Origin of the sequence: Actinomadura fibrosa (assembly GCF_900659615.1) — a bacterium.
Taxonomy (GTDB): Bacteria; Actinomycetota; Actinomycetes; order Streptosporangiales; family Streptosporangiaceae; genus Spirillospora; species Spirillospora fibrosa.
In genome coordinates, this window is the sequence record NZ_CAACUY010000003.1 from 125,214 (window position 1) to 150,336 (window position 25,123).

Annotated in this window: 22 protein-coding genes; 18 read left to right on the forward strand and 4 right to left on the reverse strand. The window is 68.6% G+C overall.

Features of this window, described 5'->3' with window-relative positions; all coding sequences use genetic code 11:
* The first annotated feature begins 32 nt into the window (after nucleotides 1–32).
* The 12 genes from E1300_RS02370 (at nucleotide 33) to E1300_RS02425 (ending at nucleotide 12,006) form a co-directional block, all read left to right on the forward strand.
* Nucleotides 33–824 carry an SDR family NAD(P)-dependent oxidoreductase gene (locus tag E1300_RS02370; protein WP_131755177.1) on the forward strand — a complete coding sequence of 264 codons (792 nt, stop codon included), beginning with the start codon at nucleotides 33–35 and terminating at the stop codon, nucleotides 822–824.
* Nucleotides 825–857: 33 nt separating this feature from the next.
* On the forward strand, nucleotides 858–2,057 hold the full coding sequence (locus E1300_RS02375) for a cytochrome P450 (RefSeq protein WP_131755178.1): 1,200 nt from the start codon (nucleotides 858–860) through the stop codon (nucleotides 2,055–2,057).
* Between the two features lie 3 nt (nucleotides 2,058–2,060).
* Entirely contained in the window at nucleotides 2,061–2,276 is a 216-nt protein-coding gene (locus tag E1300_RS02380) for a ferredoxin (RefSeq protein ID WP_131755179.1), read from the forward strand.
* On the forward strand, nucleotides 2,263–4,770 hold the full coding sequence (locus E1300_RS52120; protein WP_242618898.1) for a CaiB/BaiF CoA transferase family protein: 2,508 nt from the start codon (nucleotides 2,263–2,265) through the stop codon (nucleotides 4,768–4,770). The genes E1300_RS02380 and E1300_RS52120 overlap by 14 nt, the downstream gene beginning before the upstream one ends.
* The gene (locus E1300_RS02390; RefSeq protein WP_131755180.1) at nucleotides 4,767–5,369 is read left to right on the forward strand and encodes an FAS1-like dehydratase domain-containing protein; all 603 of its coding nucleotides are present in this window, start codon (nucleotides 4,767–4,769) and stop codon (nucleotides 5,367–5,369) included. Before E1300_RS52120 ends, E1300_RS02390 begins: the two co-directional genes overlap by 4 nt.
* Nucleotides 5,366–5,830, forward strand: coding sequence for a hotdog family protein (locus E1300_RS02395; RefSeq protein WP_131755181.1), 465 nt, complete (start codon nucleotides 5,366–5,368; stop codon nucleotides 5,828–5,830). The genes E1300_RS02390 and E1300_RS02395 overlap by 4 nt, the downstream gene beginning before the upstream one ends.
* Entirely contained in the window at nucleotides 5,827–6,999 is a 1,173-nt protein-coding gene (locus tag E1300_RS02400) for a thiolase family protein (protein WP_131755182.1), read from the forward strand. The genes E1300_RS02395 and E1300_RS02400 overlap by 4 nt, the downstream gene beginning before the upstream one ends.
* Before the next feature lie 25 nt (nucleotides 7,000–7,024).
* Nucleotides 7,025–7,426: a Zn-ribbon domain-containing OB-fold protein gene (locus E1300_RS02405; RefSeq protein WP_131755183.1), complete on the forward strand. Its 402-nt coding sequence runs from the start codon at nucleotides 7,025–7,027 to the stop codon at nucleotides 7,424–7,426.
* Between the two features lie 167 nt (nucleotides 7,427–7,593).
* Entirely contained in the window at nucleotides 7,594–8,391 is a 798-nt protein-coding gene (locus E1300_RS02410) for an enoyl-CoA hydratase/isomerase family protein (RefSeq protein WP_242618899.1), read from the forward strand.
* A complete protein-coding gene (locus E1300_RS02415) occupies nucleotides 8,388–10,019 on the forward strand; it encodes an AMP-binding protein (protein ID WP_131755184.1) in 1,632 nt (543 codons plus the stop codon). The genes E1300_RS02410 and E1300_RS02415 overlap by 4 nt, the downstream gene beginning before the upstream one ends.
* 9 nt (nucleotides 10,020–10,028) lie before the next feature.
* Complete coding sequence (locus E1300_RS02420) at nucleotides 10,029–10,919, forward strand: HpcH/HpaI aldolase/citrate lyase family protein (RefSeq protein WP_131755185.1); 891 nt, start codon at nucleotides 10,029–10,031, stop codon at nucleotides 10,917–10,919.
* Nucleotides 10,920–11,289: 370 nt separating this feature from the next.
* On the forward strand, nucleotides 11,290–12,006 hold the full coding sequence (locus E1300_RS02425; RefSeq protein WP_131755186.1) for a hypothetical protein: 717 nt from the start codon (nucleotides 11,290–11,292) through the stop codon (nucleotides 12,004–12,006).
* A gap of 250 nt (nucleotides 12,007–12,256) precedes the next feature.
* On the opposite strand, the gene E1300_RS02430 is transcribed toward E1300_RS02425, so the two are convergent.
* Nucleotides 12,257–13,003, reverse strand: a complete 747-nt coding sequence (locus E1300_RS02430; protein ID WP_131755187.1) for an NUDIX domain-containing protein — start codon at nucleotides 13,001–13,003, stop codon at nucleotides 12,257–12,259.
* 91 nt (nucleotides 13,004–13,094) lie between these two features.
* Between E1300_RS02430 and E1300_RS02435 the strand changes: the two genes are divergently transcribed.
* Together E1300_RS02435 and E1300_RS02440 are read left to right on the forward strand one after the other, a co-directional pair.
* A complete protein-coding gene (locus tag E1300_RS02435; RefSeq protein ID WP_131755188.1) occupies nucleotides 13,095–14,858 on the forward strand; it encodes an AbeC-like domain-containing protein in 1,764 nt (587 codons plus the stop codon).
* Nucleotides 14,855–15,772, forward strand: a complete 918-nt coding sequence (locus tag E1300_RS02440; RefSeq protein ID WP_242618900.1) for a 5'-methylthioadenosine/S-adenosylhomocysteine nucleosidase family protein — start codon at nucleotides 14,855–14,857, stop codon at nucleotides 15,770–15,772. Before E1300_RS02435 ends, E1300_RS02440 begins: the two co-directional genes overlap by 4 nt.
* A gap of 227 nt (nucleotides 15,773–15,999) precedes the next feature.
* Here E1300_RS02440 and E1300_RS02445 read toward each other — a convergent pair whose 3' ends face one another.
* Entirely contained in the window at nucleotides 16,000–16,548 is a 549-nt protein-coding gene (locus E1300_RS02445) for a TetR/AcrR family transcriptional regulator (protein ID WP_207399434.1), read from the reverse strand.
* A gap of 80 nt (nucleotides 16,549–16,628) precedes the next feature.
* Between E1300_RS02445 and E1300_RS02450 the strand changes: the two genes are divergently transcribed.
* The gene (locus tag E1300_RS02450) at nucleotides 16,629–17,555 is read left to right on the forward strand and encodes an SDR family NAD(P)-dependent oxidoreductase (protein WP_131755189.1); all 927 of its coding nucleotides are present in this window, start codon (nucleotides 16,629–16,631) and stop codon (nucleotides 17,553–17,555) included.
* Nucleotides 17,556–18,101: 546 nt separating this feature from the next.
* Here E1300_RS02450 and E1300_RS02455 read toward each other — a convergent pair.
* On the reverse strand, nucleotides 18,102–18,428 hold the full coding sequence (locus tag E1300_RS02455) for a hypothetical protein (RefSeq protein WP_242618901.1): 327 nt from the start codon (nucleotides 18,426–18,428) through the stop codon (nucleotides 18,102–18,104).
* 188 nt (nucleotides 18,429–18,616) lie between these two features.
* Here E1300_RS02455 and E1300_RS02460 point away from each other — a divergent pair, with 188 nt between their 5' ends.
* Both E1300_RS02460 and E1300_RS02465 read left to right on the forward strand, forming a co-directional pair.
* On the forward strand, nucleotides 18,617–20,170 hold the full coding sequence (locus E1300_RS02460; protein WP_131755190.1) for a tyrosine-type recombinase/integrase: 1,554 nt from the start codon (nucleotides 18,617–18,619) through the stop codon (nucleotides 20,168–20,170).
* Between the two features lie 571 nt (nucleotides 20,171–20,741).
* Nucleotides 20,742–21,407 (forward strand): hypothetical protein, encoded by a 666-nt coding sequence (locus E1300_RS02465; RefSeq protein WP_131755191.1) that lies wholly within the window; start codon nucleotides 20,742–20,744, stop codon nucleotides 21,405–21,407.
* Between the two features lie 16 nt (nucleotides 21,408–21,423).
* On the opposite strand, the gene E1300_RS02470 is transcribed toward E1300_RS02465, so the two are convergent.
* A complete protein-coding gene (locus E1300_RS02470; RefSeq protein WP_165502642.1) occupies nucleotides 21,424–22,299 on the reverse strand; it encodes an alpha/beta hydrolase in 876 nt (291 codons plus the stop codon).
* A 488-nt stretch (nucleotides 22,300–22,787) separates the two neighbouring features.
* On the opposite strand from E1300_RS02470, the gene E1300_RS02475 reads away from it, so the two are divergent.
* A complete protein-coding gene (locus E1300_RS02475; protein WP_131755193.1) occupies nucleotides 22,788–25,070 on the forward strand; it encodes a DUF8189 domain-containing protein in 2,283 nt (760 codons plus the stop codon).
* The last annotated feature ends 53 nt before the right edge of the window (nucleotides 25,071–25,123 follow it).

A 25,123-nucleotide genomic window follows, 5' to 3' on the forward strand; every position in this document is an offset into this window, starting at 1 on the left:
GCGGGGGACCACGACACGATACGGAGTGCGACGTGCTGACCGACAAGCGGATGCTGGTGACCGGCGCCGGCGCCGGCATGGGACGGGAGATCGCCGTGGAGGCCGCCCGGCAGGGCGCCGCCTTCGTCGGCGTGGCCGACATCGACGCGGCCGCCGCCGAGGAGGCCGCCGAGGCCGTCCGGGGAGAGGGCGCGGCGGCGCGGGCGATCACGGTCGACCTCGCCGACGCGGCGCAGGTCCGGGGCATGGTCGAGGCCGCCGTCTCGGCGGCCGGCGGGCTGGACACGCTGGTCAACAACGCCGGCGTGCTGGACGGGACGGTCGCGCCGGGCGCCACGTTCCTGACGCTGCCCGAGGACGCCTGGGACCGGGTGTACGCGATCAACGTCAAGGCGGTCTGGGTGGCGACGAAGGCCGCCGCGCCGCATCTGCTGGCGTCCGGCCGCGGGCCCTCGATCGTGAACGCGGCGTCGGTCGCCGGGATGACGGGCTATCCGTCGGCGGCCTACCCGTCGAGCAAGGGCGCCGTCATCCAGCTCACCCGGTCGACCGCCATCGAGCTGGCGCCCGGGGTCCGGTGCAACGCCTTCTGCCCCGGATCCATCGAAACGCCGATGAGCCGGGCCCATCTCGCCGCCGCCGCGGACCCGGAAGCGCAGCTCAGGGCGATGACCGGCACGCACCTGATCCCGCGTTTCGGACAGGTCGGCGAGGTGGCCAAGGTGGCGTGCTTCCTCGCCTCCGATGACGCCTCCTTCCTGACCGGCGGCATCTTCCCGGTGGACGGAGGCACCACCGCCTGGCGCGGTATGCGCTCCCAGTGAACGTGTGCTCCGAGTGACAGGGAGTTTCCTGCGATGACCGAGCTGATGCGGGGCTGTCCCGTCAGCCACACCGAATACGGCGACGACTCCGCCCTCTACGAGCACTACGCGCTGCTCGACGCCGAGCGCGAGAGCGCCCGCTTCCATTACAACGCCACGCGTCCGCGCGGATTCTGGATGGTGCAGCGCTATGAGGACGTGCTCGAAGGCTTCCAGAAGCACGCCGAATGGACGACCCGCGCGCGCAGCGCTCTCAATCCGGAGGCCGGGATAGCGTTGCTGCCCCAGGACCTGAACGGGCAGGAGCACGCCAAGCTGCGGCGCGTCCTCAACCCGTTCTTCTCTCCGGCGGCCGTCAAGCGCATGGAGGCCCTGGCGCACGAACGGTGTGTCGAACTCGTCGAGGAGGTCAAGCCCAAAGGCGGGTGCGATTTCGTCGCCGAATTCGCGATCCGCTACCCGACGGACCTGTTCCTGGCCCTGCTCGGCCTGCCGATGAGCGACGGGGAGTTCTTTCTGCCCTGGTCCGAGACGCTGTTCGCCGGCTTCTTCGGCGGCGACCCGGAGGCGGCGGCCGCCGCCAAGCGGGAGATCCTGGAGTACTTCGACGCCGCGGTGAACGAGCGCCGCGCCGCTCCCCGCGACCCGAAGCTGGACATGGTCTCCCGGCTGGTCGAGGCGCGCATCGACGGGGAGCCGCTCGCCCAGGACGACATCCTCACGATCTGCATGACGCTCATGCTCGCCGGCCTCGACACCACCCGCAGCGCCCTCGGTTTCATCTTCACCCATCTCGCCCGCCACGAGCAGGACCGGCAGCGGATCATCGACGAACCCGAGGTGGTCCCGGCGGCCGTCGAGGAGTTCCTCCGGCTCTATCCGCTGGTGTTCCAGGCGGGGCGCGAAGTGCAGGATCCCGGCGAGTTCCACGGCCTGGAATTGGAGAAGGGCGATGTCGTCTGGCTCGGGATCGCCTCCGCCAACCGCGACCCCCGCAAGTATCCCGAGCCCGACAAGTTCGTCATCGGGCGCAAGGGCGTCAACCAGAACCTGGCGTTCGGCGCCGGTCCGCACCGCTGCCTCGGCATGCACCTCGCGCGTCTGGAACTGGCCGTGGTGCTACGCGAATGGCACGCGCGCATCCCGGACTACAGGATCGCGCCCGGCGTGCCGCTGACAGAGCGCGGCGGCCAGCTGACCATGCCGAACCTCCCCCTCGAATGGACGGTGTGAACGATGTTCCTGTCGATAGACGCGGACAAGTGCATGGGGCACGGCCGCTGCTACACGGCGGCGGCGGACATGCTCTCCGACGACGACGAGGGCTTCGTCGCACAGCGCGGGCAGACGCTCCAGGTGCCGGACGGGCTGCTGGAGGAGGCGCGGGACGCGGCGGACGCCTGCCCCGAGGGTGCGATCTCCCTCCGGGACGCCGTCGATGCCGATGCTTGAGCACCTGCGCGTCCTCGACCTGACCGACGAGCGGGGACTGCTCTGCGGGCGGCTGCTCGCCGACCTCGGTGCCGACGTGGTGCAGATCGAACCGCCCGGCGGCTCGCCGGCGCGGTCGGCACCGCCGATCGCGGCCGGGGACGGGCACCCCTCGATGTTCTGGGAGACGTACGCGGCGGGCAAGCGCGGCCTCACGGCGGATCTGGACGCGGAGTCCGGCCGGGCACTGGTCCGCGGCCTCGCGGCGGCCGCGGACGTGTTCATCACGTCCTACCGGGCGGACTGGCTGCGTGAACGCGGACTCGACCCCGAGACGCTGCGGGCCGGCCACCCGTCCCTGATCTACACGATGATCAGCGCCTTCGGAACGTCCGGGCCGAAGGCCGGCTACGCCGACTGCGACCTGGTCGTCTGGGCGGCGGGCGGTCCGCTCGACCCGCACCGCGACGGCGACCGCCCGCCGCTGCGGATCAGCGCGCCACAGGCGTACCTCCAGGCCGGGGCGGACGCGGCGGCGGGCACGCTGCTCGCGGTCCTCGCCCGGACGCGCACGGGCACCGGGCAGATCGTGGACGTCTCGGCGCAGGCGAGCCTGGGTGTGGCGACGCTCGCCCGCGTGCTCGCCGCCGCGGTGGGCGACGATAATCCCGAGTGGCACCGGCAGCCCGCCGGCCGGTCCGACCAGAGCGGCAGCGGTGCCGCGACCCCCAACGCCATGAAGAAATGGCACGTCAAGGACGGGATGGTCGAACTCCATCTGTCGATGGGGCCGGCGGCCGGAGCCTTCACCAACAACCTGTTCGGCTGGCTCGCGTCCGAGGGCGCGGTGGACGAGCCCATCGCGTCCTGGGACTGGAGGACGGTGCCCGACCGCGTCGCCGAGGGCGTCCTGACCGCCGCGGACCTGGACGACGCGCGCGCCGCGGTGCGGGCGTTCCTGCGGACCAAGACCAAGGCCGAGGTGCTCGACGCGGCGATGGAGCACCGCCTGCTGTGCGTGCCGATCTTCGACATGGCGGACGTGGCGAACAGCGAGCAGCTCGCCGCCCGCGGCTTCTGGGACGAGATCGACATCAGCGGCCGCAGGGTCCCGATCCCGGGCCGGATCGCCCGCGTCACGGGCGCCGACGGGCCGCGCGTCCGGCGCCGGGCTCCCCGGATCGGCGAGCATACCGCCGAGATCCTCGCCGAATGGAGGGCCGGGGAGGAGTCCAGGCCCGTCCTGGGCCGTGCGGACGCATTGGGCCGTGCGGACGCACCGCGCTCCGGCGAGCCGGTGTCCGCGCTGGCCGGGCTGAAGGTCCTCGACCTGTCCTGGGTCGTGGCCGGTCCGCTCATCGGACGCGCGCTCGCCGACTTCGGGGCGCTCGTCGTCCGCGCCGAGTCCGGCACGCGCGTCGAGACGGCGCGGCTCATGCAGCCCTTCTACGGCGGCGTCCAGGGGAAGGAGAACTCGGCGCTCTTCGGCAACTGCAACGCCGGAAAGCTCGGCCTGACGGTCGATCTGAAGAGCGAGGACGGGCGCGCCGTCGTCCGCGACCTCGCCCGGTGGGCCGACGTGGTCGTCGAGTCGTTCTCTCCGGGCCTGCTGGCGAAGTGGGGCCTGGACTACCCGGCGCTCGCGGCCGGGAACCCGTCCCTGATCATGCTGAGCACCAGCATCGCGGGGCAGACGGGGCCATGGGCGCGGCTGGCCGGATACGGCAACGTCGGTTCGTCCCTCAGCGGTCTCCAGGGCCTGGTCGGGTGGGAGGACCGCCTCCCACTGGGGCCTTTCGGCCCCTACACCGACTATGTCGCGCCGCGGCTGGCGCTCGTCGCCCTGCTCGCGGCGATCGAGGACCGCGGACGGACGGGCCGGGGCCGCTACATCGACGTGGCGCAGATCGAGGCGGGCGTGTTCTTCCTGTCGCCCCAGGTGGCCCACTACGGCTTCGACGGCACGATCGCACGCCGGAACGGCAACCGCGACGAGCTGCTGTCCCCGCACGGCGTCTACCCCTGCCTGCCGGAGGACGGCCGCGAGCGGTTCGCGGCGGTCGCCGTGCGCACCGAGGCGGAGTGGCGGCGGCTGGCCGGCGTCATCGGCCGCGCCGACCTCGCGAGTCGGCCCGACCTCGGCACCGCCGGCGGCCGCGCCGCGTACGCGGCGCAGATCGACGCGGCCATCACGGCCTGGACGTCGGAACGCCCGGCTCGCGACGTCGAGCGGACCCTGCAAGCAGCCGGCATCCCCGGCCACCTGTCCCAGGCGAGCGCGGACTTCGTCGCCGACCCGCAGCTCGCGCACCGCGGCCACATCGTGTCCCTCGACCATCCCCTGCACGGCGAAGCCCATGTCGAAGGCCCGCGGTACCTGCTGTCGGAGACACCCGGCGTGGTGAGGCGTCCGGCCCCGACTCTGGGCCAGGACAACGAGACCGTCCTGCGAGACGTCCTCGGCTATCCCCGCGCGCGGGTCAGTGAACTGCTAGAGGGAGGAGCGCTCCGGTGACCGAGGAGGCGATCGAGAGCGACTGGAAGGCGGACTGGCGGCCGGTGGTCGACGCGGTCGGCCAGGACTTCTCCGACGGAGAGACGACCTGGGGCGCCGACCCGGTCGAGCGCGGAGCGATCCGCCGCTACCTGGAGCCGCTGGAGTTCGACTGCGCGCTCCACACCGACCGCGAAGCGGCGGTGCGGGCCGGCTTCGACGACGTGACGATGCCGTACACGGGCCTGATGTCGTGGACCCTGCCGCCGATGTGGCGGCCCGGGGAGACGCTGTTCGACAGCGACGACCGGAACGCCCAGCCGGTGCGGAGCGCCATCAACAACCAGGACATGCCGATCGGCCCCAGGACGACGGGCTTCTTCGGCACCGACATCGAGGTGGAGTTCCTGCGCCCCGTGGTGGCGGGCGAGCGCATCGGCCGCCGGGGCCGGCGACTCGTGTCCTGCGCGCCGAAGGAGACGGCGGTCGGCCGGGGCGCGTTCATGACATGGGAGAGCGACATCGTGACCGAGCCGGGTGAGGTGGTCGCGCGGATCCGCATCGGCACCTACGCCTACGTGCCCAAGCGCGCGACCGGCGATGGCGAGGAGGGCGAATGACCGAGGCCGCACCGGCGCTGGACGGGCGCCGGTTCGAGGACGTCGCGGTGGGGGAGGCGCTCCCCAGCGTGGCGTACCCCTTGACCGTGTACCGGCTGGTGATGGCCGCGGGCGCCAACCGCGACTTCAACTCGATCCACCACAACACCGAGTACGCCCAGCGGACCGGCGCGCCGGAGATGTACGCCAACACCCAGTTCCTGCTGACGGCGTGGGAACGCTGCGTCCGCGACTGGATGGGCCTGGCCGGGACCGTCCGGGCCATCCGCGGTTTCCGGATGCGGTCCTTCAACGTCGTGGGCGACACCATGCACGTCCGCGCCGAGGTCAAGGACACCCGGATCGAGGACGGACGCGGTGTCGTGGAGATCGCGATCCGCTGCGAGAACTCCACCGGTGTCACGGTCGGGCCGGGCGTCGTCGAAGTCGTCCTGCCGCGCCGAGAGGAGGAGGACCGATGAGCACGGACCGCACCGCGGTCATCGCCGGCCTCGGCCTCACCGAGTTCGGGCGGATCTACGGGCGCACGCCCGCCGACTTCGCGATCGACGCGATCGGGCGGGCCGCGGAGGACGCGGGTCTCGGGCTGCCCGACATCGACGGTCTGCTCGTCAACCCCGGCGTGGGCAACGACATCGACCTCAGGCTCCAGTCCGCCTTGCAGATGCGCGACACCCGCGTCCTGGCGACCATCCAGGGCTTCGGCTCCTCGGCCGGGCAGATGGTGCAGTACGCCTCTATGGCGATCGAGTCGGGCATGGCCGACGTCGTGGCGTGCGTCTACGCCGATGCTCCGCTGAAGGAGGGCAAGAGCGCAGGCGCTTCTTATGCGGGGCAGAAGCGCGCGATGCAGGGCGTCGGCGCGCTGCCGGCCGCTGCGGGGCTCAAGGCGGCGCCAGAGCGGTACGCGGTCGCGGCCCGCCGCCACATGAACGCCTTCGGCACGACGAGCGAGCAGTTCGGCGCGGTCGCGGTCGCCGCGCGCCAGTGGGCGGCCATGAACCCGCGCGCGCAGAAGCGCGAGCCGATCACCCTCGCCGACCACCAGGAGTCGCGGATGATCGCCGACCCCCTGCGGCTGCTGGACTGCTGCCTGGTCAGCAACGGCGCCGTCGCGGTGATCCTGACGACTGCGGCGAGGGCGGCGGAACTGCGCCGCCCGCCGGTGCACGTGTGGGGCTGGGGGCAGGCGCACCCGGGCTACGCCAACCGGCGCGGTAGCGAGTTCGGCCTGGTCACGGGCGCGGCTCGCTCGGGAGCGGACGCATTGAAGATGGCGGGCATCGGGGTGGGGGACATCGACGTCCGGGAGATCTACGACTGCTTCACCTACACCACGCTGGTCACGCTGGAGGACTACGGCTTCTGCGCGAAGGGCGAGGGCGGCGAGTTCGTGGCGAGCGGCGCGATCGCCCCGGGCGGCAGCCATCCCACCAACACCGGCGGCGGCGAGCTGTCCTCGTACTACATGTGGGGCATGACGCCGCTGTCCGAGGCGATCATCCAGGCCCGGGGGGACGGCGGAGAGCGGCAGGTGCCGAAGCACGACCTGATCATGGTCAGCGGCAACGGCGGCGTCCTGGACTTCCACTCCACGCTCATCCTGAGCCCGCACCCGAAGTCGGCGTAGCCGTGCCAAGAGAGGAGGCGCAGGGATGACGTTGATCCCCCTTGTCCGGGACGAGTTCTCGGCCCCGTTCTTCGACGGAGCGGCCGCGGGAAGGCTGATGCTCCGCTACTCGCCGAGCAGCGGCGAATGGTCCGAGCCGGCCGCCCTGGTGTGCTCGGTCACGCAGGCGCGCGACCTGGAGTGGCGGCCCGCCGCCGGCGTCGGGGAACTCGTGAGCTGGACCGTCAAGCCGGGACGGCGCGGCGAGGACGGCCGCACCGCCCCCGACCAGGTCATCGGCATCGTCGAGACGGCGGAAGGCCCGTGGCTGACCTTGCGGCTGGTGGACGCCGCCGCCCCCGGGCTGAGAGCCGGTATGGCGGTCCGGGTGGACTTCGTCCGTCCCGAGGGCGGCGAGGCGATGCCCGTCGGCCGCGTCTCGGCCTAGGAGAACCACGCGAGGTACCCCCGCCACCACGGCGGCGGGGGTACCTCGCCATGCCCGAGAACCCCTCTGGAGCCACCGGGCCCCCGGGAGTTGATTTATGATTATGAACCGCATAGATTCTGGCCATCGGCGGGCTCGGCGCCCGCCGGTGGGACGAGGAGGTGCCTGTGGCAGCCGTGGACGTGGAGAACCGCGGTCCGGTCGTCTGGATCCGGATCGACCGGCCGGACCGGCGCAACGCCTACGACCTCGACATGGCCCGGGCGATGACCGCCGCCGTGGAGGACGCCGCCGAGGCGGACGCCGTCGTGCTGACCGGATCCGGTGGCTCCTTCTGCGCGGGAGGGGCGCTCGATCGTCTTGACGACCCCGATCCGGCGGAGCTGCGAGCCCTGTTCACCGCCTCGCTCCGCCTCGTGAACGCGATCCGCTCCTGCCCGCGTCCGGTCATCGCGGCGGTCGACGGCGCCGCCGCGGGCGGCGGCAACGAGCTGGTGGTCGCCTGCGACTTCGCCATCGCGACGCGGCGCTCGACGTTCGGCCAGACCGGGCCGAGAGTGGGTTCGGCCGGGGTGCTCGGCGCGACGAACCTGCTCGCCGTCCAGATCGGGGAGAAGCGGGCCAAGGAGATGGCCATGCTGTGCCGCCGCTACACCGCCGACCAGGCGCTCGCCTTCGGCCTGGTGAACGAGGTCGTCGAGGACGGCGCGCTGGAGGAGGCCGTCGCCCGCTGGCTCGGCGGCATCCACCGGCTGAGCCCCCGCTACCTGGAGATCGCCAAGATCAGCTCCAACCAGTGGTGGCACCAGTCCGCCGACAACATGAACTCCGGCCTGGGCATGCTCCTGCAGGCGATCGGGAGCGAGGACATGCGCGAGGGCGCGCGGGCGTTCCTGGAGAAGCGCGCACCCGAATTCCGCGGCGGCCGCAGCGCCCCCGCGCCACACGAAGGGGCCGAGCAGTGACCTTCCAGTACTACCGCGACCTGCGTTCGGTGTTCGAGGACCGCGGGGACTGGGCGCTGCCGGCCGTCCTGCGGCACCACGCCGCACGCCGACCGGACGCCGTCTGGCTGGACGCGCCCGAGGAGAACGAGACCTGGTCCTACGCGCGAGTGCTGGCGGAGGCCGAGGCGGTCGGCACCGCCCTGCTCGCCGCGGGTGCGCGGCCGGGCGACCGGGTCGTGATCGTCGCGGCGAACTCGTCGCGGTTCATCCGGACCTGGCTCGGCACGGCCGTCGCCGGTCTGGCCGAGGTCCCGATCAACACCGCCTACGAGCGCGACTTCCTCGCCCATCAGGTCCGCACGGTCGAAGCGACGATGGCCGTCATCGACGACGTGTACGCCGAACGGTTCGTCACCGTCGCCGAGGCCGCCGCAGGCATCCGCAAGTTCTGGGTGATCGACACCGGACGGCAGGCGGAGGCCATCCGGGCGCTGCGCGCCGCGGGCTGGGATGCGGCGCCGTGGGATGAGCTCCTCGCAGGTGGCGAGGCGGAACTGCCGCACGTCAGGCCGCAGGACCTCGCCTCGGTGTTCTTCACCTCCGGCACGACCGGGCCGTCCAAGGGCGTCGCGATGCCGCACGCTCAGATGTACTTCTTCGCCCAGGAATGCGTGTGCCTGACCCGGCTGACGGCTGACGACGCATGGATGGCAGTTACGCCGCTGTTCCACGGAAACGCCCAGTTCATGGCCGCCTACCCGGCCCTGGTGGCGGGCGCCCGGTTCGTGCTGCGCAGCCGTTTCAGCGCCAGCCGCTGGATCGACCAGATCCGGGAGAGCCGGGTGACGGTCACCAACTTCATCGGCGTCATGATGGACTTCGTCTGGAAGCAGGAGCGGCGCCCGGACGACGCCGACAACCTCCTGCGCTGCGTCTTCGCCGCGCCCACCGCGTCCTCGATCCTGGATCCGATGAAGGAGCGGTTCGGCATCGAGGCGTTCGTCGAGGTGTTCGGGCTGACCGAGACGTCCGCGCCGATCCTGTCCCCCTACGGGGCGGAACGTCCGGCCGGCGCCGCGGGTCTGGCCGCCGACGAGTGGTTCGACGTGGCGCTGGTGGACCCCGAGACCGACGAAGAGGTCCCGGTCGGCGCCATCGGCGAGCTCGTCGTCCGCCCCAAGGTCCCGTTCATCTCCAGCAACGGGTACTTCAACATGCCGGAGCGGACCGTCGAGGCCTGGCGCAACCTGTGGTTCCACACCGGCGACGCGCTGCGCCGAGACGAGGACGGCTGGTTCTACTTCGTCGACCGCTACAAGGACGCGTTGCGCCGGCGCGGCGAGAACATCAGCTCCTACGAGGTCGAGACCGCCCTGCTCAGCCACCCCGCCGTGGTCGAATGCGCTGTCATCGCCGTTCCCGCCGACACCGAGGCGGGTGAGGACGAGGTCATGGCCTACCTGATCGTCCGGGAGGAGACGACACCCGACAGCGTATGGGCGTGGTGCGAGAGCCGGATCCCCGCCTTCGCCGTCCCCCGCTACCTGCGCTTCGTCGACTCACTCCCCAAGACGCCCTCCCAGCGGGTGCAGAAGGCCAAGCTCCGCGCCGCGGGCGTCACCCCGGACACGCACGACCGCCGCTGAGAGGCTGCCATGCACCCCTACCGCTCGGTCCTCTTCGTCCCCGGCCACAAGCCCGCCTGGGCGCGCAAGGCCCTCGCCTCCGGCGCGGACGCCATCGTGCTCGACCTGGAAGACTCCGTGCCGGACGACCTCAAATCGCAGAGCCGCACGATCGTCCGGGCGACCCTCGCCGAACTGCGGGCCGAGTCTCCGCTCGCAGGATTGTTCGTCCGGCCGAACGCCCTGGGCACCGGCCTTACCGGCGCGGACTTGGAAGAGGTGGTCTGCCCGGAGCTGTCCGGCCTGTTCACCCCGAAGATCCGGGACGCGGTCGACGTGCTGCGCTGGGAGACGCTCACCGACTGGTTCGAGACGCGCAACGGCGCCTCCGGGCTGGAGATGATCATCCCGGTCGAGACGGTCGAGGCCATCACGAACTGCATGGAGATCGCCGGCGCGTCGCCACGGGTGGGAGCGATGATCGGTCCCACGTCACAGCACGCGGACATCGCCCGTGCCGTCGGCTTCCGGTGGTCGCCCGGCGGCACGGAGACGCTCTATCTGCGCAGCCGCATCCTGCTGGCCTGCCGCCAGCACGACCTTCACCCGCTGACCGCGCTCTGGGAGGACCTGGCCGACCTGGACGGCCTGAGAGCGTTCGCGGACTACGGGCTCCAACTCGGATTCCGCGGACAGGTCGTCATCCACCCGTCGCACGTCCCGGTCGTCAACGACGTGTTCACGCCCAGCGACGAAGAGGTCGCCTACCACGAGCAACTGGTCGCCGCCGTGGAGGCGGCCACAGCAGCCGGTCACGGGGCGGTGCGCTTCCGAGGCGGTCACATCGACCTGGCCCACGCCGACAAGGCCCGCGACTGGCTCGCCCACGCCCGCCTCATCCGCCGCACCCCAACACCATAAAACCACCCAGCCCGGCCACCGCCCTGCCGATCCACCAGTCGTGGGCCACCGGCAGCCCCGCCCGGCGGGCAACATATTCAACCCATGGCCGCCGCCCATCAAGCCCCTCGCCCCCATGAGCGGCGACATCGACGCCGACGCCGCCACTCCGAACAAGGAACCTCCGAGATCGTGAGGGCCATGGCGACAGCAGCGGCCAAGATCTCATGACCTAGGCGCGATGTGGCCAAAGACTGAGCGGTCTCCACACTCTCAGCTAACATTTCGTATGCGCTCAAGGGCACCGCGACTTCCTCGGATCTCTCACTCATTGAGGCCCTCTCGCGCCAGGCGGACGTGGCTTGCGATATGGGCGATCGTCGCCGCCGCAATGACCGCCTCCCTTGCGGCAATGCTCACACTCTGGATTCAACATCTGGCGAAACCGTTCACGCCGCCTGAGCGGCTTCCCATTCAAGCTGTGATAAAACCAGTCACCGACATCTGCAATGGCTATGTCATCCCGAAGGATTGCAGACAGATAAAGCCAAGCCCCGACGTAGAGGAAGATTGGACGCCATGGCTGCGGAAAGAGGGTGCCATCCCAGTCTCCGGCAGCGAGGTCTACATCGAGATGCAGGGTACGACTTCAGCGGCAGTCATACTGACCGGCTTGCACATTCACGTCACCCGCCTACCCATCTCTACCGGGACATTCGTCCACGCGAGCCAATGCGGAGGCATCGACACCTTCAGATACATGGAGATCGACCTGGACAAGTCCCCGCCAGCTCAGAAGGCGGTCCTCAACACCGACCTCACGGAGGAGATCGACCCTCCCATCCAGGAACGCCGCCCCGCGAGATTTCCTTATCAGGTCAGCTTGGAGGACGCCGAGACCTTCGTACTCCGCCTAGTGGCCAAAAGTTGCACCTGCGCCTGGACTGCGGAGATCAATTGGCTGTCCGCCGGAAAGAGTGGATCTCTCAAGGTGAACGATCACGGTCGCGCGCTGCAAGTCACCAGCACGGGAGCCGTCCGAGATTCTTGTGGCCGCATCCCCGACCGACCGTGGAAGTGCAAGCCGGGCAACGCCGCTGACGAGTAGTCGGACCTCCGCAACACGCCAATGGCCAGACGGGATCCAGTTCGGCGCCAGACTGCTGTAGAGGTATCGCCCGTCAAATCGGCCAGCCCTCAGGACGATATCGGTCTTGCCGGTACGCGTCTGGATCTGGTGCTGGAACTCGCTGATCGCAGTGCTGATCACCTCACTGACGGCGAGCCGACCGACCACGATCGCGCGTGCCGATCGCTCGATCGCCGGCATCGTGTGCGGCGATCTGTCGGTGGACGGGTCAGTGGAGCACCAGCAGGTTGGGCGAGGAGCGGTGTACATCGCTTGAGCGCAGCAGTGGGGGCGACAGCAGTTGTGCCGGTCCGCGCCGGTAGAGGGCGGCGGGGCGGCCGATCTCTTGCGTGCGGTGCTTTCCAGTGGGGATGAGGAAGCCGTGTGCGCCGGTCACCTTGCGTCGGAAGTTGCTGGCATCCAATGTCAGGCCCCAGACGACCTCGTAGATGTGCCGGAGCTCGGCGATGGTGAATGGCTCGGTGCAGAACGCTGCGGCGACCGTGGTGTATTCGAGTTGGAACCGTGCTCGCTCGAGTCCCTCGCGCAGGATCACTTCGTGGTCGAAGGCTAGGTTGATGCGTCCCTCGAGTATCGCTTTCACCGGAGTCCATTCGGCGTGGCGGGCATCGGTGCCGGCCTGGGCGGCCGGCATGTCGGGGCCTAGCGCCAGGTAGGCCACGGTGATGACGCGGCCGCGAGGATCGCGGTCCGGATCGCCGTAGGTGCGCAGCTGCTCCAGGTGCAGGCGGCTGCCGTCGATGCCGGTCTCCTCGCGCAGTTCGCGCAACGCGGCCGCGTCCAGGTGCTCTCCGGTGCGGACATACCCTCCGGGCAACGCCACCTGCCCCTCGAACGGGGCATGGCCGCGTTCGATGAGCAGCACGTGCAGTGCGCCTTGGCGCACGGTGAAGATGAGCAGGTCGACGGTGACCGCGACCCGTGCGTGGTCGCGGGTGCTGGCTCGTTCGGTCATGGCACCTCTCCGTAAAAAGTCACATTGACCTTAACGCGTCCACGCTTTAAGGTCAGGGCGACCTAAAGGGATCCAGTTCCCGGGGGATGAGATGATCACCGACCCGATCTCCCCGACCGTCACGCCGGTGTCGTTGAGCAAGGCGCCCGATGGCCACGCCAACCGGGACACCGCGGCGACCAGGCACCTGTGCGCTGGCACTTACCTTGACCGGGCCTTGCGCCGCACGGTCCTGCACCGCGTCTACAGCGATCGCTACCACCGCGTCGCACCGTCCTACGGGTTCGACCTGGTCCCCGTCGTCCGGCATGCCTGGCGATCCTGGCTGCTGGACACCTCACAGCAAGGCATGGTCTGCCTTGTCCTGGTGTTCGGACGGCTCATCTTGGGCAAGCCCGTCCTTGTCACCGTCCTGTGCTGGCTCGGAGTTCATTTCTTCGCGCGTGCCACGGCAGCAGCCGCCCCGGATGCGATGCGGTTGAAGAGGCGGCAACTGGCCGCTCGACTGCTCAAGCGAACGATATGGGACTCCTCCGAGCTCAAGGACGAGGAGCGGCTTCAGCGGCAGCTGTGGGTCCTGCGGTCCGGTTCGGTGCTCTGTTCGGTCTTCTTCCTGGCCTCGGTGGTGTCGGCGAGCTGGGCAGGGAGATCACCCACCCGCACGATCGAAGGGGCCTGCGTCCTTCTGCTGGCCATCGCCATGGTGGTCGCGACCGCCGCAGTGCTGCGGCAGCTCTCGCTCAACCGGATCGAGCACGCGGCACGTCTGAGAGGCGGCCGCCTCAGTCGTCGCGAGTCCGCCATCGCTGAGCAGCAGTCCCACACCGTTGTGGTGTATCACCGGCCTGAGCCCAAGAGCCAGGACGACAAGTGGGAGGACTTCGACCCGTTCGAGCGGGAGCCGACCATCTTCGTCGGAAGTGGGCAGCTCGTGCATCGCTGGCTTCCTCCGATGGTCGTCCAACTGCTGCGGCCCGGTGATGAGGACATGCGCATGCGGGAGTACGAGGAGCCTCCCTTCCGCACCCACGAGCTCGTCGACCACCTGCGCGCTGCCATGCGCCGCGCCGGTGACCCCGACGATCCGCGCCGGCTACGGCTGTATGTCCGCGACCGGGTCTTCCTCGATGAGCGGGACGTCCCGACGTACAAAGACCTTCTCCAAGGACGCCCAGGTGCCGCACAGCTGCGACACGTCATCGATGACGCGCACCATAGCGCTCACCATTTCCTGGAGATGCAGGTCAGTACCAACGGGGAACTGGTGACCACCGTCTTTCTGCGAGCCGCGGTACGCGGCCGCTCGCTCAGCCTCGATCTCGCCGCCTGTGCCCTGACCCGGACACCGCCCCGCTACCAGGTGATCGACCTGTACGGGGAGAGCGGCATCGGAGCGGTCATACGAGCGGCACTGCTTGCGCTATGGCGGCTGCCCGAAGAGACAGCGAAGGTCCTGCGCCTGCCCACAGCGCCCGTCACCCTGGCGCGAGCCGTCCCGGCAGGCCGCGACCGGACCCTGGTGCCGCGCCGCCGCGTCCTGGTCGGCAGCCGGATCAGCATCCGTGAGGAAACCTCGCTGTCCTGGAAAGACTCACGATTCGACGAGACCCGGATTCAAGACGAGATCAAACTCGTGGAGCAACGCCTGCTCAAGGCCACCGAGGACTTCCTCGACGACCGCGAGGTCGATACCGCGGCCTTCAAACGCAAGGCCGCCAACATCATCAACAACAGCGGTGTGCTCAATATGGGCGGGCGCTTGGAGATGAAGAACTCGGCCGTCGGCACCGGTTCCACCGTCATCAAGATGCAGCCGCAGGCCGACGCGTACCCGCAGCAGGGAGGCAACTCATGAAACCGGAGAACATGCACAACGAGGGCGTGGCCACCTTCGGAGGTTCCACACAGATCAAGCAGTCAGCGGTGGGTCAAGGAGCGGCAGTCGAGATAAAGCCAGCGACGCCCACAGCCGACCACCGCGAGAGCACGCCCAGGTGCGACGTCGGCATCATCACCATTCTCGCCGTCGAAGCCCAAGCCGTCCGTCTCGCACTGGGACTGCATCCCCAACGTGCCAAAAGCCTGAACTTCGACATCGGACAGGTCGAACTGGAAGGCGGCCGGCCCGCACGGCTGGTGGCCACCCGAGCGCTCAGTCAGGGGCAGCGATCCACCGTCATCGCGTTCGACCACCTACGCCGCCACTACGACCCCAGCACGGTCGTTTTGGTCGGCATCGCAGGAGGCATCCGCCCAAAGACCGGGCTCGGCGACGTGCTCCTGGCCACCCGCGTCGTCTACTACGACCTCCGCAAGCAACTGCCGCAGCAGACCCAGCACCGCGGCGAAGAACGCGAGGCGCCCGCCGCCGTGGGCCACGCGGTCAACGCCTTCTTCACCCACCACGGCGAACCGGCCTGCTTCACCATCACCGACCCCGGCGGCACACAAAGGACGCCCAGGGTCTTCAGCGGCCTCATCGGCTCAGGTGATGCGGTGATCGCCGACCACGACTCAGAGATCATCAGCTACCTGTCCCGCTTCAACGACAAGATCCTCGCCGTCGACATGGAAGCGGGCGGGCTCAGCCAAGCCTGCCACGAGCAGTCGGCGATCTCCGATCGTCTCCAGGGCTGGCTGGTCATCCGCGGCATCTCCGACGACGCAAGCCCGAACAAGAACGACGACCATCAACCCGTAGCAGCCTGGCACGCGGCGATGACGCTGCGCCAGCTACTCCCGTACCTTGTCACTCACGAGGACGCGTAGAGGCGACCCCAGGCTCAGGAGACGGATGGGCCAGCACTCCGATACTGGCCCCGGAACAACGCGGCCCGAACGTCTGCTCCTGCCGATGACTAGGCGTTTGCTTTCGCATCGACCGCCGACCGTCCGTGATCGTGCCCGGCACCAGGCGCAGGTCGGCGCTGAACGATCCGCCGGCTCCCGTGAGCACGACGGCTCGGAGGTCCCGCGATCGCCATCCCCTTCGTGGGCTACGGCCGAAGGCCGCGCAGCACGATCTCCAAGTAGCGGTCGATTGCGGTGCCGTCGTCGTCGCCGCTGCGGACCGCATGCTGCAGCCCGCACGTCAGCCGGCGCACGTCGTCCGCGACGACATCCGCGCGGACGACCCCGGCCGCGCGGGCGCGGTCGAGCACGCGCATCGACAGCATGCCCAGTTCGCGGCCCAGGGCCAGGGTCTCGGCGCACTGACACTCAGGCGCCGCCAGGACCGCGGCGAGCGCGGGATCGGCAAGCTGGCAGCGCAGCGCGGCGCGCAACAGGTTGCGCAGGCCACGGGCGATGTCCGGGTTGTCCGCGGCCGCCGCGGCCTCCGCGATCAACTCCCGGTAGCTGTCCGCCGCCAGCGACTCCAGCAGCGCCTGCCGGCTGGCGAAATGCCGGTACACCGTGCCGACGCCGACGCCGGCGTCCTTGGCGATGGCGTTGAGCGGCAGTTCCACGTCACCGGCGGCGATGCGTGCCCGAGCGGCGGCCAGCATCCGTGCCCGCACGCGGGCAGAGTCAGCACGCAACGTCACACTAAGAGGATAAACCATCCGCTGCCGTGATACCTTAGCCCCGAACGGATAATCTATCCCCTTACGTATAGGACCCGAGCATGGCACTGACATGGTCCTTCGACGACATCCCCGACCAGACGGGCCGGACGACATTGATCACCGGCGCTACCAGCGGGCTCGGCCTCGTGGTCGCCGGTCAGCTCGCCCGCCGCGGAGCGAGCGTCATCATGGCCGTACGCGACACCGACAAGGGCGAACGCGTCCGGGCTGAAATGCAGGGCGACATCGAGGTCCGCCAGGTCGATCTGGCGGACCTCGACTCGGTGCGGCGCTTCGCCGACCGCATGCACGCCGATGGGCGTCGCATCGACGTGCTGCTCAACAACGCGGGCACCGGCGCGCAGGCACGCGCCCTGACGCCGCAGGGGTACGAGCGGGTCTTCGCCACCAACCACCTGGGCCCCTTCGCACTCACCGGCCTGCTGCTGGAACTGTTCCGCCCAGACCACGACCCGCGGGTGGTCGCCGTCGGCTCGAACCTCTACCGCCGCACCCGCCCCCACACCGACTTCGAGGACCTCGCCGCCGAGCGCTCGTTCTCGCCCGGTGCCGTCTATGTGAAGTCAAAGACCGCGAACCTGCTGTTCGGCGCCGAACTGGACCGCAGGCTGCGGCGGGCAGGCAGCCCCGTGCGCAGCTTCCTGGCCCACCCGGGCATGGCCTCCACGCCGATGCACGACAGCGCCCGGGGCTTCACACAGAAGGCACTGCTCGCGGTCGGCAAGGCGCTGCTCAGCCGTCCAATGGAGCAGGGCGCGCTGCCGCTGGCGTTCGCCGCCACGAGCCCGGCGGCGCGGACGGGGCACCTCCTCGGCTTCTCCGCCCGCCGCAAGGACACCCGCATCCACTTCGACACGCTCGTACCACCCGCCGACGACCTCGCCCTGGCCGAGCGCCTCTGGCAGCTGTCCGAGGACGCGACCGGCGTCCGCTACCTGGACGGTGACCGCGCCAAACGCGCCTGACGGCCACGATCTCCACCGACACCGTCGCCCCGCACTCGCCGGGCAGAAGGACTCCGACTGCATGAAAGTAGTGCCTCTTCGGCAAAGACATCGGGCGAGAGCTCTAGCCCGCCCGAGCGTTCGACGGCGTCCAGCACGACCGACATCACACTCTCACGCCGCTACCTGTTCCGTCGGCCGTTGGCGGTCCTACTTGGCCGGTCAGGCTCGCTCGTGCTGATGACCGGAGACCGCCGAGTCGCAACGGGACGCCCATAATCCCATCAGGACTGGCGCGGTTTTGCCGCCCACTTGGCACACCACTGCTTACCTTGAGCGCGGCGCGCTTACCGGCCCGCGGCTCATGGCGGGGAGCTGGTCGGTGAGCGGTATATCGCCCGCTTCGCCCTGGTATTCGCTGGGTGCAAACCCGCTCCGAGGTGCCCTTTTGGGGTGGGCTTTTTTGGCTACTAACGAGTACGTTAGCGGATGATCTTGTTCGGGGCCTCGGTGGTTGGGGCGATTTGCTGGCTTGGTGGAGGTGAAAACGTGATCTCGGGGCGGGCCTCAGCTGATTTTTGGGGTGGCTCGGTTGAGGATGGGGGCTAGGTCTAGGCCGGGTGGGAGGGTGCCGAAGGCGGTGCCCCAGTCGCCGGCGAGGCGGGACGCGCAGAAGGCGTCGGCGACGGCGGGGTGGCTGTGCCGGGTCAGCAGGGAGCCTTGGAGGACGAGGGCCATCTGCTCGGCGACGCGGCGGGCGCGCAGTTCGATGGTCGCGGTGTCGGCCAGGGCGTCCTTGCAGCGAAGGATGGCGGCGTCGAGGCGGGGGTCGGCGCCCTGGGCGAGACCGACTTCGTCGAAGAACACCTCGACCGACTGCGGTTCGCGCATCATGGCGCGTAGGAGATCGAGTGCAGCGACATTACCGGAGCCCTCCCAGACTCGGCCGCTCCATCAACTTTAAGCTATGATAGCTATATGGCGCGCTCTCCAGTCAATGGCCGTAGTGGTCGATGTCGAGCTGTATCGCCCAGTCCGCTAGCCGGTTTGCTAACTCGTTCTCCGGTTGAGAGGAGGAGTTGATGCCGCAGCCGTACGTGGCAAGGAAGGTCAGCAAGCGCACCGGGGCAACCCGGTACACGGGGATGTACTACGACGCGACCGGGACTCCCCGATCGGCCGGCACCTACGACGACGAACTCGAGGCATCGGCCGCGGCGCGCCGGGAGCAGGACAGGTGCGAGAGCGGGGTGCTGGGGGAGATGACGATGGCGCAAAGGCGCGCGATGACCTTCGAGGAGTTCTGGCCGGTCTTCCAGCGGCAGCACCGGGTCGAGCCGAACACGATGCAGACCTACTTCGGCACCTGGATCAATCATGTCCGCCCGTACCTGAAGTCCGATCGGGTGGCGACCTTCGACTCCGCCCGCGCCGTCCAGTACTTCACCTGGCTGGCGGAGGCGGAGCGGACGGTGAACACGCGGCGGGCTTGCCGGTCGGTGCTCTCGGCGATGATCGGCCTGTCGATCCTGCTGGGCTATCGCAGCGACAACCCCGTCCGGGGACTGAACGTCGGGAAGCAGGCGGCGCACAAGAACATCAAAGTCATCAACGAGACGGTGTTCTGGGAGCTGTGCGGCAAGCTGCCGCTGCCGACGCAGCGGCTGTTCGCCGAGTACATCATCTCCACTGGAGTCCGCTTCTGCGAAGCGATCTCCTTCCAAGAGGGAGACCTGGATTACGACACCGGCATGCTGAAGGTGTGCCGGTCGACGGTGGAGGTGGCGCAGCAGTTCCACCCGACCGGAGGCCGGTTCATAACCCGCCCCTACACCAAGAACGGTGAGCACCGCCGGTTCAAAATCGGCAGGCCGCTGGTGGAGAAGATCCGCGCCCACGTCCAAGAACACGGCATGCAAACAGGCGACCTGATCTTCCCAGTGCGGTTGTTCATGCCGGACACCGCGTGGGTCAACCTCCCGCGCTGCACCGCAGAAGAGATGGAGGCCGCCGCCAAGACCACCTTCATCTCACCCGTCACCGGCCGACGAGTCGCTCACTGCAAAATCAGTACGTATAGCAAGCACGGCTGCAGATGCGGACCGTGCGTGCAGACACACCGGGACTACCGATCGGCGTATCGGGTGCGGGCGATGGCCCGCAAGGGCAAGATGGCTCGCCAGCGGGTCCGCCGGGACGGCAACGACTACCTGGCGCCCAGCGAATGGAGCACCATCTGGATCCCAGCCCGCAAGGCCGTCGGTGTCGAAGTGACCCCCTACCAACTTCGCCACTCTCACGCCTCACTTCTGCTGGCACACGGCGTCCCGCTCCCCGACGTCCAAGCCCGTCTGGGCCACAACGACCTGACATCCACCACCCACTACGTGTGGGCGCTGGCCGAGGAAAGCGAGGCCGCCGCAAGCACGATGAACGTGCTGCTGGGCTACGAGACCAAGCAACCGGACCCACAAGAGGCGATGCTGGCGCGCATGGAGGCCATGATGAACCGCATGCAAGCCATGATCGACCCTGCCCTCGCCCGCCAGATCGCAGCCGAAAACTCCACCCCCCGCCCAGACCTGCACCTGGTCACCGACACCCTCACCGCCATGCAGATCCCAACAGGAAACTGACAAGACAAGACCGCTGGCGCAGCCCCGATCGGGCTGCGCTCAGCAGGGACATTGGCCTAGCGATCACCAGGACGAGAACCGTCGAATAGGCACTGCGACGACCTCTTGACTCCCAGGCACGGAGAACCAGTCGATGAAGGTCGATGGAAGCGATCGGGGAGCTTTCTACCTGCGGGAACATCCTGGGAGAGTCGCGGCGGGTCCGGGGATGTCCACCAGCGGCGGCTCCCCAATTGGCTCCCCTGTTGCTTCCAGCAGCCTGGAAGGTGCTCAACCACGGGCAAGATCATTTTGAGCGGTGGAGGGCCTTTGCAGCGTCAGTCGCCTTTGGTTCGTGTCGATGAAGCGGCCTGCCGGATGATGCCGCCTTTTACCTGCATGAATACGGATGCCGGCAGAGAACTCCGGCGGCTCGACACCCTACGGATTGAAAGTCGGCTGCTCTCGTATCAGAACAGTGCTCTCACTATCAGACTGTGCCGCTCTGTCCGCATCCAGCACCATCCCTGTGCCGCCACATCCCGCTCCGTGCCAGGCCGTTTCGAAACCGCCGAGCCGACAACGAGCCGACATGGTCGCCGGCTCTGGGTCCTTCCGATGTGAGGACGAGCAGTGCAGGAGTCCGGTCCCGGCCGTTTCGGCGTCGATCTGGTGGAGCGTAGTGCCTCAAGAGAGGATGGCCTTCAACGGTAGGACAGGCGTGCCGTCCCGTATCCGGGAGTCGGTAGTGGCGAATTGGGTGACCGTCTGCACTGGGCTGGTCGGCGTCGCGGTGGGCGCGGGGTTCAGGTTCACTTCCGACCGACGCGCCCAGTACGAGAGAGTACTTGTACTGGCCGCCGAATCCGGTACGGCGCCGATCACTGAGGATCGGCATACCGTCGGTATGGCCTTTGAGGCAGTGGGCGCCGACGCGGCGGATCAGGCCGTTGAGTTGTCGGTGGAAGAGATGGCCGCGCTGTTTCGGGTCCTGTGGTTCTTCCAGCGAGCGGCCGCGCTGTACGACTCGCTGCGCCTTTTTGTGCTGCACCGGCGGATCACTCGCACTCGGGCGCTGCTGCTCGAATCTCTGGGATCCATGATCCGCATATGGGACGGCTATCTGGGCCGCCAGATCGTAGTCGAGGGCGGCGGGCCGGTGTCGACGGAGGAGTCCGCGCGCTCGCTGCACCGCCTGGCTGAGGAGTACCGGAGATACGAGCGCAGGCGCCGTCACGCCGCTGGCTCTGTTCGTTGAGCGCGGGGTCCGCGTTCTAGAGGCGGCTGCGGAGCCAGAGGACGACGTCCCAGCGGTTGGTGTCCCAGTTGCCGGCGAAGCCGTGGCCGGAGCCGGTGACGGTTTTAACGGCGCAGCCGATTTTGCGGAGTTTGAGGGCGGCGCACAGGTCGGTGGAGTGTTTGGGGCTGACGTATTCGGTGGCGCCGACGTAGAGCTTCATGGGGACGTCGTAGGCGTTGACGGCGGTCTTGCTGGCCATGTCGTCGAACTTGGTGGCGCAGGCGCCGCTGTAGGGGGTTGTGCAGCCGGCGACGGCGAGGGTCTGGTCGCGGAGGGTCTGCTGGGCGGCACCGGAGGTGGGGGTGTTGCCGTCGTCGTAGGCCAGGCGGGGGTCGGCGACGGGGCTGAAGGCGACGACGCCGCGCCAGTGCTTGTTGGCGCGCTGGTAGGTGCCCAAATTGGTGGAGATCTGGCCGCCGGCGGAGTCGCCGACCAGGAACATGCGGGTGGTGTTGATGTCGAAGTAGGAGGCGCGCGCCCGGATCCAGGATTCGGCCAGGGCGACGTCGTTGCGCTGGGCGGGCCATTTGGCGTTCTGGGAGAGCCGGTAGTCGACGGTGAAGGTCTGGAACCCGTGGGCGGCGAGATAGGTGGCGACCTTGACGGGGTCCGGGCTGTTGTAGCGGCCTTTCGTCCAGCCGCCGCCGTGGACGACGAGTACGGCCGGGCGGGTGCCCTTGCTGACCGGTGTCCAGAGGGCGCGCAGCTTGTAGGCGCTGGTGGGGCCGAACTGGTAGTCGTGCTGGGAGACGGCCGCCTGCGCGGTTCCCGTGGTGAGCGTTAGTGCTGTGGCGGCCGACGCCAGGGCACTTATCCCGCATGCGATCTTCCGGAGACGTCTGGTCGGCATCACGTTACTTTCCGTGAGAGGAGTCCGGGATCCGCGCTGACGAGGTAGGACTCCCGTGCGTAGCGGACCGCCACGCATATGGAGGGCGATGGCTGGGCGGAGATCGGATGCATTCTGCCAACGCTTCTGGATCTTGGCTACGCCCTTATTGGACGCCTCGTAGGGGTGGTTGAAGGCGCGCCGGGCGATGTTCCCGCAGGCATCGGCAACCCATTTTGATCCCGTTAACCTTGCATTCCATGGCAGTTCACGTGGAACCCACCAACTCTTATTCAAAGTGGCGAGGTAACGGGTCAGATGCCGGTTTCGTACTCCTTGACCTGATGTGGTCAGGACGTTGTATGGAGCCGTTCGCTGGGAGATCTTGTGTCCGCGTGGTCATGATCACGCCGCGGTGTCCACCGCGATGAATCGGCGGCGGGAGGCCGTTCATGCAAGGCCGTGGTGTTCGTTGTTGGCTTGCCGCTGTCCTAGTGATGGTGTTGGGAATGGCGTCGGCAGTGGAAATCCGAACGGCTGATGCTGCCGTTCCGGAAACGCCTGCGGCAGCGGGTCAGTTTTATGGACTGCGCTACCCGTTCCCGAACTATGTCGATATCGCCAAGGGGGCGACGGCGACGCTCGATGTGACCGGTGTCGGGGGTATCCCGGCTTCGGGCGTGGACTCGGTCTGGTTGAACCTGGCCACCAAGGGCAGCGACGGGGCCGGTGGAGTGATCGCCTACCCGTCCGGGGCCGCGCAGCCGGTGGTGAGCGGCGCGCGGTACGTGACCGACGGCTACAACGGTGACCTGCTGCTGGTCAAGGTCGGCGCGGACGGCAAGATCAAGCTGGCCAACACGGGCCCGGCGACCTCAGTGCGGGTTTATGCGACGGTGCACGGCTACACCCTGACTGCGGCCGGCTCGGCACCGGGCTCAACCTACGTTGGTGTCAGCCCGAGCCGGACGGTCAACGCGGTCAGTGTCCCGGCAGGTGGCTCCTATAGCTTCGCCGCTACCGGCGTTGGCGGTGTGCCGTCCGCGGGTGTCTCGCATCTGGTGTTCACCCTGGTCGGTTCGGCCAGCGCGGCGACATCGCTGACCGCCTACCCGTCGGGTGCGAGCAAGCCGGATGACACCAGCCTGTCGCTGCGGGCGGGCAATTACCTGGACAACCTCGTGCTGTCGGGCGTCGGGTCCGATGGCAAGGTGACGATCGCCAACAACGGGACGGTCGCGGCGACTGCCTGGGTGTACGTCTCGGGCTATTACGCCTCGAAGAACGCGGCCGTGACGGCTTCATTGACGCACCCGGTCCAGCCGACTCGTATCGTCAGCGAGCACTCGATCGCTGCTAACGCCGATTACACGGTGGCACCCCTGGGAAATGGCGGAGTCCCGGCGTCCGGTGTGCCGGCCGTTGGAATGAACGTCACCGTCAAGAGCGCCGACAATGGCGTGGTCCAAGGGCGTCCATCCGGTGATTCCGGTGCGGGCGCATGGACGGTCGGCTACCCCACCCCGAATGTCTACAATGCGGGGTTCATCGCGGCCAAGCTCGGCGCCGACGGCAAGGTGGTCCTCCACAACTCGGGGGATTCGGCGGTCTCGGTATCGGTGGATGTGTTCGCCTACTTCACACCCACGCCCACCGGCTGCTCCACAGCGGCTGCGGTCTCCCCGGCGTCGGCTCGAACTGTGCCATTCGAGGGTGACTCGCCTACCGCGGTGATGCAGGCCTCAGCCACGAGTGGCGGATCCGAGCGCTTGATCCAGTTGGCCTACACCGACGCCATCGGTCAGTTGAGGCACGGCGTCGTCAATCCGACCGCGCTGGGGTCGACGCAGTGGACGGCGGTGCAGGGGACCGAGGCGTACACGGGCAAGCCGGCGCTGGCCGAGCAGGCCGACGGACGGTTGCAACTGCTGGCGCACAACGTCTCCGGCAACGTCTGGACATTGACGCAGACCTCACGTGATCCGGCGACGTGGGGATCGTGGGTGAACGTCGACAAGCCGATGGCCTCGCACGTCACGGTAGCCAGACAGGATGACACGCTGGTGGCCTTCGCGGTCGACTCGGCCGGAACGCTGTGGGCACTACCGCAATATGCCCCGAACGGAACCTACACCGGCTGGATCAACCTGGGAGTGACCGGCCTGTCCACGGCGAGCACACCGGTGGCGGTGCCGGTGTCAAGCGGGGTCAAGCTGTTCTTCCTGGACACCTCCGGTGTGTGGCGGACCGCTCTGTACGCCCGCGGAATCGTGTCCGGCTGCACCGCGATCAGCGGTCCCGGCTTCGCCGGGACGGCCGCGGTGGTGTTCTACCCCGGCAGCTTCCTGCGCGTCTTGGTGCGGTCGGCCGACGGACACATCATGACCAAGAAGCAGGACGGCTCCGGTGCCTGGCCCGCCGCATGGGACCAGGTCGGCGACCAACTCGCTGCCGGATCGCCGACGGCGGTCCTGAGCCCGGCGACCGGCCGGACCGAGGTACTGGTCCGCGGCACCGACGACCGGATCTACAGCACGGGTGAGACGGTCCAAGGGGCTGGAACCTGGAGGGATTGGATCAGCGCCCTGAACGCGAGCGCTCCCTCCGCCGCCACCGATCCCACCGCTTTCACCTACACGCGCAGCGATGGCGACAGTTGGGCGTTCACGTATCGGACCGCAAGCCAGCAGTCCGTGATCGGTCTCCTGAATACCGACGCGGCGGCGCGTTCAGCGGCCGCGGCTCCGACGTTCACCGTCCACACGTTGCCTAAGCCACCGAGCACCCGCTGAGACGCGCGGAGGCCGTCCTGGAGGCGGCCTTCGCCGGCAGGCGTGCACGAATC

Bases quoted from the DNA above. Each gene is read 5' to 3' on its own strand.
- E1300_RS02375 (WP_131755178.1), top strand. From the start codon at position 858: ATGACCGAGCTGATGCGGGGCTGTCCCGTCAGCCACACCGAATACGGC.
- E1300_RS02455 (WP_242618901.1), bottom strand. From the start codon at position 18,428: ATGATGCGCGAACCGCAGTCGGTCGAGGTGTTCTTCGACGAAGTCGGT.
- E1300_RS02380 (WP_131755179.1), top strand. From the start codon at position 2,061: ATGTTCCTGTCGATAGACGCGGACAAGTGCATGGGGCACGGCCGCTGC.
- E1300_RS02450 (WP_131755189.1), top strand. From the start codon at position 16,629: ATGGCACTGACATGGTCCTTCGACGACATCCCCGACCAGACGGGCCGG.
- E1300_RS02395 (WP_131755181.1), top strand. From the start codon at position 5,366: ATGACCGAGGCCGCACCGGCGCTGGACGGGCGCCGGTTCGAGGACGTC.
- E1300_RS02460 (WP_131755190.1), top strand. From the start codon at position 18,617: ATGCCGCAGCCGTACGTGGCAAGGAAGGTCAGCAAGCGCACCGGGGCA.
- E1300_RS02405 (WP_131755183.1), top strand. From the start codon at position 7,025: ATGACGTTGATCCCCCTTGTCCGGGACGAGTTCTCGGCCCCGTTCTTC.
- E1300_RS02440 (WP_242618900.1), top strand. From the start codon at position 14,855: ATGAAACCGGAGAACATGCACAACGAGGGCGTGGCCACCTTCGGAGGT.
- E1300_RS02465 (WP_131755191.1), top strand. From the start codon at position 20,742: ATGGTCGCCGGCTCTGGGTCCTTCCGATGTGAGGACGAGCAGTGCAGG.
- E1300_RS02425 (WP_131755186.1), top strand. From the start codon at position 11,290: ATGACCGCCTCCCTTGCGGCAATGCTCACACTCTGGATTCAACATCTG.
- E1300_RS02420 (WP_131755185.1), top strand. From the start codon at position 10,029: ATGCACCCCTACCGCTCGGTCCTCTTCGTCCCCGGCCACAAGCCCGCC.
- E1300_RS02400 (WP_131755182.1), top strand. From the start codon at position 5,827: ATGAGCACGGACCGCACCGCGGTCATCGCCGGCCTCGGCCTCACCGAG.
- E1300_RS52120 (WP_242618898.1), top strand. From the start codon at position 2,263: ATGCCGATGCTTGAGCACCTGCGCGTCCTCGACCTGACCGACGAGCGG.
- E1300_RS02435 (WP_131755188.1), top strand. From the start codon at position 13,095: ATGATCACCGACCCGATCTCCCCGACCGTCACGCCGGTGTCGTTGAGC.
- E1300_RS02475 (WP_131755193.1), top strand. From the start codon at position 22,788: ATGGCGTCGGCAGTGGAAATCCGAACGGCTGATGCTGCCGTTCCGGAA.
- E1300_RS02430 (WP_131755187.1), bottom strand. From the start codon at position 13,003: ATGACCGAACGAGCCAGCACCCGCGACCACGCACGGGTCGCGGTCACC.
- E1300_RS02470 (WP_165502642.1), bottom strand. From the start codon at position 22,299: ATGCCGACCAGACGTCTCCGGAAGATCGCATGCGGGATAAGTGCCCTG.